Below are 6,386 nucleotides of genomic sequence, written 5' to 3'. Positions count from 1 at the left end.
CACAAGCACCACCCACCAGACCGGGATCGATCGGATCACCCACCAGGCCAGCCCAGCGGGGTGGAGGACGAAGTCTGGTTCCACGAACTCGACGAACCGGGTGCCTACGACGTGGTGGCCACTGGCTGGGATGTTGGCCCACCACCTGACTGGGCGGTAGACGACGCTGCCTAACCCCAACCTGCCCACCCTCCACCGCTCGGCTCCCCCTCAACTGAGCCGGGGATGGAGGAAGGCAGTGGTGGCCGGACGTGCCACAAGAACTTCACTACCTGGCCCCGGAAACGGACTGGCCGCTGTAGCTTGAAAATTCCATAGTGACCCCGCTGCGAAGCCCGTGGAATGTAAATCGAGGACGGGGCGAACCCAGATGGATTGCCCCGCCCTCGTTGTGGTTGGTTGTTCTAGCCCGCGGCTACGAGGTTGTGCATCCGCTTCAGTTCCATCCTGGCGATACTGCGCTTATGGACCTCATCTGGACCATCGGCCAGGCGGAGGGTGCGCTGGTGGGCGTAGAAGCTGGCCAGCGGGAAGTCGTCGGTGACCCCACCACCACCATGGACCTGAATGGCACGGTCGATGATCTTCAGGGCCATCTGCGGAGCCGCCACCTTAATAGCCGCTATCTCAGTGCGGGCCTCACGGTTGCCGACAGTGTCCATCAGCCAGGCCGTCTTCAGCACCAGAAGCCGAGTCATCTCAATCTCGATCCGAGCCTCGGCGATCCAGTCCTGAATATTGGCCCGGTCGGCCACTGGAGCACCGAAGGTCTCCCGCTCCTGGGCCCGGCGGATCATCAGATCCAGGGAACGCTCCGCCATACCGATCGAGCGCATGCAGTGATGGATCCGCCCAGGACCCAGGCGGGCCTGACTGATCATGAAGCCTTCACCTTCACCGGCCAGGAGGTCCTTGGAGGGAACCCGGACATCCTCAAAGATGATCTCGGCATGACCCTCACGGTCCATATAGCCGAAGACCGGCAGACCACGGACAATCGTGACACCCGGTGCATCAATCGGCACCACCATCATCGACTGCTGACGGTGCGTCGAAGCCTCGGGGTCGGTCTTACCCATCACGATCAGGACCTTGGCATGCGGGTGCAGGGCATTCGAGGCGAACCACTTGCGCCCATTGAGCACATACTCATCGCCGTCTTTGACCATCTGCAGCTGTACATTCGTGGCATCCGAGCTGGCCACAGCCGGTTCGGTCATACAGAAGGCCGAGGCGATCTCCCCATCAAGCAGCGGCTTGAGCCAGCGCTCCTTATGCTCCTGGGTTCCGAAGAGCTCCAGGACCTCCATATTCCCGGTATCCGGGGCATTGCAGTTCGTGGCCTCCGGGGCCAGATGTGGACTGCGCCCCATAATCTCAGCCAGCGGAGCATAGTCCAGATTGCTCAGCCCCGGGCTGCCCCATTCGGCGTTCTCATGGGGGTGGAAGAGATTCCACAGACCCCGGCTTCGGGCCTCGACCTTCAGCTCCTCCAGAACCGGCGGCTGCACATTCGGGGAATCGGCCTCAGCCATCTGGGCGGCATAAGTCGCCTCGGCCGGATACACATGCTCGTCCATAAAGGACAGCAGCTTCTCCTGGTAGTCCTTGCAGCGGTCAGAAAGCTCAAAATCCATGACGGTTCCTTATAGATTGAGGGTGCCTAAGTCGTACTCCCATGGGCCGGCTCGACTTCGATCAGACCAATGAATCCTGGTAGCGGCGCATACCCGCCAACCAGCGTTCGTAATCGGAGCTCTTACGCCGCCAAAACTCATGGACCTCCTGATGAGGCAGGACCAGGAACTCATTCTTGGCCACGGCATCAAGGGCCGAGGCGGCGACGTCGTCGGGCTCCAAAACCTTCCCGGCGTCAGTGACTGCCCGGGTAGCAGTGGAGGGGCCGCGCAGCATATTCGTATTGACCCCCATGGGGCACAGGCAGCTGACCCCAATGCCGCGGGAACCATAAGTGACCGAAAGCCACTCGGAGAACGCCACGGCCGCATGTTTGGAGACCGCATAGGTGGCTGAGCCGATCTGGGTCAGCAGTCCCGCAGCCGAGGCAGTGGAGAGGAAATGCCCCGAACCGCGCTCCAGCCACTGCGGGACCAAAAGCCTGGCAGCACGAACATGGGCCAGAACATTCACATCCAAAGCCTGCTGCCACTGCTGATCAGTGGCCTCCAGACCGAGCCCACCGCCGACTCCGGCATTGGCGGCATAGAGATCCACCGGACCGAAACGCTGCTCCGCCAGATCCAAACAGGCCTGAATATGCTCAGACTCCACCGCATCCCCGGCCAGAGCCACGGCACTGTCCGGACGGATCGCATTGAGCTCATCGGCCCGCTGCCGCACAGCCTCCTCAGTGAGGTCCGTGAGCACCACACTGCTGCCGCGGGCATGCAAGGCCTTGGCCAATGCTGCACCGATTCCACCGGCAGCACCGGTGACCACTGCGACCGCGCCCTCGAAATTCATGATGAGGTTCCCTCATGCCAACCGGGTTTGAAGGTGGGGGTCTGCTTCTGGACGAAGGCACTGATCGCGTCCTTATGATCCTGGGTCAGACCAGTCTCCTTATGGCGGGCGACCTCCGGGCCCATGGCATCCTCCAAAGTGGAATGCGGAGCCTGCAGGAGGTTCTGCTTCATCGCACCCAATGCCGCCGAAGGCCCATGCGCCAGCTGGATGGCCAGTTCCACTGCCCGGTCGCTGAGCTGATCCTCCTCGACCAGAGTGTTGACCAGGCCCAGCTGCAGGCACTCCTCACCGCGCACCCGCGGGGAGAGGTACATCAGTTCGCGAGCCTTGGCCGGGCCCACCAACTGGTGAAGCAGCCAGGCGACCCCAAAGTCCCCACCGAGTCCGACTCCGGCGAAAGCGGTGGCGAACAGGGTGCGGGGGCTGCCGATCCGTAGGTCCGCGGCCAGGGCGAAACCCATACCGGCACCGGCAACCGCCCCGGGAAGGGCAGCCACAACCGGTTTCGGGAAGCGGTAGAGGCGACCCACAGTGGCCAACTGCCGGTCCAGCTGCTGCTGTTCGGCCTCCTTGTCCACAGTGTCACCACCGCCGCCTTCGCCGCCGCGGGCCTCAAACTCCTGGACGTCCCCGCCGGAGCAGAAAGCCCCACCGGCACCGGTGAGCAGCACCGCACCGACAGCGGAGTCAGCCTCCATATCGGTCAGGGCCTGGCTGAGCCCATCCACCATGGCAGGGGAGAGGGCATTGCGGCGATCCGGCCGGTTCAGGGTGATCGTGCCTACGCCCTGATCAACGCTGGTGAGGATATCGCTCATGAGTTCACCTCGAACAGGGCTGCAGCACCCATGCCTCCACCGATGCACATGGTGACCACCACATAGCGGGCACCACGACGGCGACCCTCGATCAGAGCGTGACCGGTCAGGCGGGCGCCGGTCATGCCATAGGGGTGGCCGATGGAGATACCGCCACCGTTGACGTTATAGAGTTCGGGGTCGATGCCGAGCTTGTCCCGGCAGTAGACCGCCTGAGAGGCGAAAGCCTCATTGAGCTCCCAGAGGCCGATATCGCCGATCTCCAGGTTGTGCTGCTTGAGCAGCTTCGGGATGGCGAAGACCGGGCCGATACCCATCTCATCGGGTTTGCAGCCGGCCACTGCCATCCCGCGGTAGGTGCCCAGCGGGGTCAGGCCACGCTCAGCGGCAGCCTCAGCGCTCATCAGCACCGAAGCGGAGGCGCCGTCGGAGAGCTGGGAGGCGTTACCTGCGGTGATCGTGGACTTCGCGGTGACATCACCATCGGGCAGCACCGGGTTCAGGCCAGTCAGGGACTCCAGTGTGGTGGAAGGCCGGTTGCCCTCATCCTTGCTGAGGGTGACCTCCTCCTGGTGAGTTTCGCCGGTCTCCTTGTCCAGAACCAGTTTCGTGCTGGGCAGCGGGACGATCTCGTCGTCGAACTTGCCCTGCTGCTGAGCCTCGGCCGTGCGCTGCTGGGAGGAGAGCGCGTACTCATCCTGCTGATCACGGCTGACCCCATAGCGCTCAGCGACCACCTCAGCGGTATGCAGCATGGGCATGTAGAGGTCCGGCACGTTCTCCACCAGCCACGGATCCTTCAGCCGGTGAGTGTTCATCTTCTCGTTCTGCACCAGGGAGATGGACTCCACACCACCGCCGATGGCGACCTCCATGCCATCGTGGATGATCTGCTTGGCAGCAGTGGCAATGGCCATCAGGCCCGAGGCGCACTGCCGGTCCACCGACATGCCGGCCACTGAATCCGGCAGGCCTGCTCGCAGTGCTGCCTGACGTGCGATATTCGATCCGGTGGAGCCCTGCTGAAGGGCCGCCCCCAGCACCACGTCGTCGACCTCCGCGCCATCAATCCCGGCGCGGGAGACTGCATGGGAGATCGCGTGTCCGGCCAGCTCCTGGGCCTGGGTGTCGTTGAACGCCCCCCGGTACGCTTTGCCGATGGGGGTCCGAGCGGTGGATACGATGACTGCCTCTCTCACGGTGAGGCTCCTCTCCTAGGTAGAACGTCCTGGTAGAACGAATCGAATGTGGGCGATGCTGCGGGGTCAGGGCCTGGTCTCAAGCCGCTGCAGCTTCAGACCTTCAGGACCAGTTTTCCGGTATTGACCCCTTTGAAAAGCCCCTGCAGCGCCTCGTTGAAGGCGGTGACCCCGCCCTCGAGAACTGTCTCACGAGCAGTCAGGGTGCCGTTGGAAATATGCTCACCGACCTTCTCCACCGCCTCCGGGTAGCGGTCGGCGTAGTCGAAGACCACGAAGCCCTGCATCTTGGCCCGGAAGACCAGCAGCGAGAGATAACGGCTGGGGCCCGGGGGAAGGGAGGTCTCGTTATAGGAGGAGATCGCACCGCAAATGACAACCCGGGCGCCGCGGCGCAGATTCGCCAGCCCAGCATCCAGAATCTCCCCGCCCACATTGTCGAAGAAGACATTAATGCCATCGGGGGCGATTTCGCGCAGCTTCTTGAGCACATTGTCGCTCTTATAGTCCACTGCGGCGTCGAAGCCGATTTCTTCAAGCCATTGGCACTTTTCAGTTCCACCGGCGACACCGATGACGGTGCAGCCCTGGGCCTTGGCCAGCTGGCCGGCAACACTGCCCACCGCACCGGCGGCACCGGAGATCAGCACTGTGTCACCGGATTTCAGTTCGCCGACATCCTGCAGGCCGAAATAGGCGGTATGGCCCGGCATGCCCAGGGCACCCAGCCAGGTGGGCGGAGCAGCCAACTGGGTATCGATGGCGGTGACCCCGGTGCCATCGCTGATGGCGTGTTCGGTCACGCCGAAGGGGCCGGCAACAGCCTGACCCTCGGAGAAGTCGGGGTGGCGGGAGGCGGTGACTTTGCCTGTGGCATTGGCCCGCATCAGCTCGCCCACCTGGACCGGCCGGATATAGGAGCGGACATCGTTGAGCCAGCCGCGCATCGCCGGGTCCAGAGAGATGTAGTCCACCGCGACGAGGAACTGACCCTCCTCCAGCTCATCGGGCAGCTCGGTGTGGCGGATCTCCCAGGTCTCCTCCACCGGCAGGCCGGTGGGCCGCTGGGCCAGATGAACAGACGTGGTGGTGGTCGGCATAATTGGGTCTCCCTCTGAATGAGATCTGTACCACAGAGCCTATCTAGAACTTGAGGTCAAGTTCAAGTTCTGTCAGACCCCCAGATAGGCCTTCTGCACCTCGGGATCGTTCTGAAGGTCTGAGGCCGCCCCGGAGAGCACCACTCGGCCCTCAGCCAGGACATATCCGTAGTGGGCAAAGCCCAGTGCGGCCTGTGCATTCTGCTCGGCAAGCAGCACCCCGGTGCCCTCAGAATTGACCTCGGCCACCGCCTGCAGCACCTGTTCGGTGACCATCGGGGCAAGACCCATGGAAGGCTCATCGAGGATCAACAGTTTGGGATCGGACATCAGCGCCCGACCGATAGCGACCATCTGCTGCTGCCCACCCGAGAGTGAGCCTGCGGCCTGGGAACGTTTCTCCTGCAATATGGGGAAAAGATCGAAGACCCGGGTCAGCAGTTCTTTGAGCTCGGATTTTGAACTGCGCCTGGCGTAGTTGCCCAGGGTGAGGTTCTTCTCCACGCTCAACTGAGGGAACAGATGCCGGCCCTCAGGAGCATGGGCAATTCCCGCGCGAACAATCCGGTTTGAGGACAGCTTGCTGATCGACTTGTCCTCAAAGGTGATGCTGCCGCTTCGGCCGCGGACCAGGCCGCTGATCGTGCGGAACAGGGTGGACTTCCCCGAACCATTTGCGCCCAGAACCAGGGTCAGGCGTCCGGCCTCGGCGGTGATGTTCACATTGTGGAGGACATCGACAGTGTCATAACCGGCGCAGAGGTCTCGTACTTCAAGCATGG

At 62.9% G+C, this 6,386-nt stretch carries 6 protein-coding genes; all 6 read right to left on the bottom strand.

Annotated elements, in window-relative coordinates:
* Positions 1-404: 404 nt before the first annotated feature.
* Positions 405-1,637, bottom strand: coding sequence for an acyl-CoA dehydrogenase family protein (locus HGQ17_RS13180; protein WP_168888411.1), 1,233 nt, complete (start codon positions 1,635-1,637; stop codon positions 405-407).
* A gap of 61 nt (positions 1,638-1,698) precedes the next feature.
* Positions 1,699-2,484 (bottom strand): SDR family oxidoreductase, encoded by a 786-nt coding sequence (locus HGQ17_RS13175; RefSeq protein ID WP_168888410.1) that lies wholly within the window; start codon positions 2,482-2,484, stop codon positions 1,699-1,701.
* A complete protein-coding gene (locus HGQ17_RS13170; RefSeq protein WP_168888409.1) occupies positions 2,481-3,305 on the bottom strand; it encodes an enoyl-CoA hydratase-related protein in 825 nt (274 codons plus the stop codon). The genes HGQ17_RS13175 and HGQ17_RS13170 overlap by 4 nt, the downstream gene beginning before the upstream one ends.
* Positions 3,302-4,504 (bottom strand): acetyl-CoA C-acyltransferase, encoded by a 1,203-nt coding sequence (locus HGQ17_RS13165; protein WP_168888408.1) that lies wholly within the window; start codon positions 4,502-4,504, stop codon positions 3,302-3,304. Before HGQ17_RS13165 ends, HGQ17_RS13170 begins: the two co-directional genes overlap by 4 nt.
* A 95-nt stretch (positions 4,505-4,599) precedes the next feature.
* Positions 4,600-5,604 (bottom strand): NADP-dependent oxidoreductase, encoded by a 1,005-nt coding sequence (locus HGQ17_RS13160; RefSeq protein WP_168888407.1) that lies wholly within the window; start codon positions 5,602-5,604, stop codon positions 4,600-4,602.
* 72 nt (positions 5,605-5,676) lie between these two features.
* A complete protein-coding gene (locus HGQ17_RS13155; protein WP_138253987.1) occupies positions 5,677-6,384 on the bottom strand; it encodes an ABC transporter ATP-binding protein in 708 nt (235 codons plus the stop codon).
* Between the last annotated feature and the right edge of the window lie 2 nt (positions 6,385-6,386).

The organism is Nesterenkonia sedimenti (assembly GCF_012641515.1).
Taxonomy (GTDB): domain Bacteria; phylum Actinomycetota; class Actinomycetes; order Actinomycetales; family Micrococcaceae; genus Nesterenkonia; species Nesterenkonia sedimenti.
Note: the sequence above shows the minus strand (reverse complement) of the source record. Positions and strands in the feature narration are given on the sequence as shown.